We start from the raw sequence: 1049 nt of genomic DNA, 5'->3' as shown, positions 1-1049 counted from the left end.
GGCCGGCCTCAAGCTGGAGGTCAAGGAGTTCACGGACTACGTCCTGCCGAACACCGCGACCCAGAGCGGCGAGGTCGACGCCAACTTCTTCCAGCACAAGCCCTATCTGGACGACTTCAACAAGAAGAACGGCACCGACATCGTGCCCGTCGTCAATGTCCACCTGGAACCGCTCGGCCTCTACTCCAAGAAGATCGACGATCTCAAGGGCATCAAGTCCGGTCAGAGCATCGCCATTCCGAATGACACCACCAATGAGGGCCGCGCGCTGAAGCTGCTCGCGGACAACGGAGTGATCACACTCAAGGACCGCGCGGGAATCGACGCCAATCTCTCCGACATCAAGGACGCCAAGGGCATCGAGTTCAAGGAGCTGGAGGCCGCCACGCTGCCCCGCGCCCTCAATGACGTCGACGCCGCCATCATCAACGGCAACTACGCCCTTGAGGCCGGCCTGAAGCCCGCTCAGGACTCGCTCGCGCTGGAGAAGTCCGAGGACAACCCGTACGCCAACTTCCTCGCCGTCAAGCGCGGCAATGAGAAGGACGCCCGGGTGGAGAAGCTCGCGACGCTTCTCAACTCGCCCGAGGTCAAGAAGTTCATCGAGGACACCTACGACGGTTCGGTCGTGCCCGTCTTCGGCGCCGTCCAGTAGTCTCCGGCGGCTTCCGGGCGGTCGGTGTGACGCTCAAGTGGCCGGAGCAGTAACGTTCTTGTCTCCGAGTCCTCAGGTGTGGGCCCCGCGTACGGAGGACGTACGCGGGGCCCACGTGTCCACCCGGACCCGGTCATGCGCATCACCGTCCGATGCTGCATGCTGTGCATTTACGACGGGCTGAGGCATGGAGCTGCGCATGACTACCACCTTTCCGGACGTTTCCATCAGCACGGAGCGGCTGGTGCTGCGCGCCTTCGAGACGGCGGACATCCCGGCGCACATCGAAATGATGAACGACGAACTGATCACGGCCTGGACGCCCGTGCCTCATCCGTATACGCGCGAGGACGCCGATCAGTGGGTCGCCAGTATCGCGCCCGCCGAGCGCGTG

At 63.6% G+C, this 1049-nt stretch carries 2 protein-coding genes; both read left to right on the top strand.

Annotated elements, in window-relative coordinates; genetic code table 11:
• Nucleotides 1–655 (top strand): MetQ/NlpA family ABC transporter substrate-binding protein (locus BFF77_RS31880; RefSeq protein ID WP_066957008.1); only part of this gene is annotated, 655 nt, incomplete at its 5' end.
• A gap of 187 nt (nt 656–842) precedes the next feature.
• Nucleotides 843–1049 (top strand): GNAT family N-acetyltransferase (locus BFF77_RS31875; protein WP_141698607.1); only part of this gene is annotated, 207 nt, incomplete at its 3' end.

Source organism: Streptomyces lushanensis (assembly GCF_001700515.1).
GTDB classification, from domain to species: Bacteria; Actinomycetota; Actinomycetes; order Streptomycetales; family Streptomycetaceae; genus Streptomyces; species Streptomyces lushanensis.
Note: the sequence above shows the minus strand (reverse complement) of the source record. Positions and strands in the feature narration are given on the sequence as shown.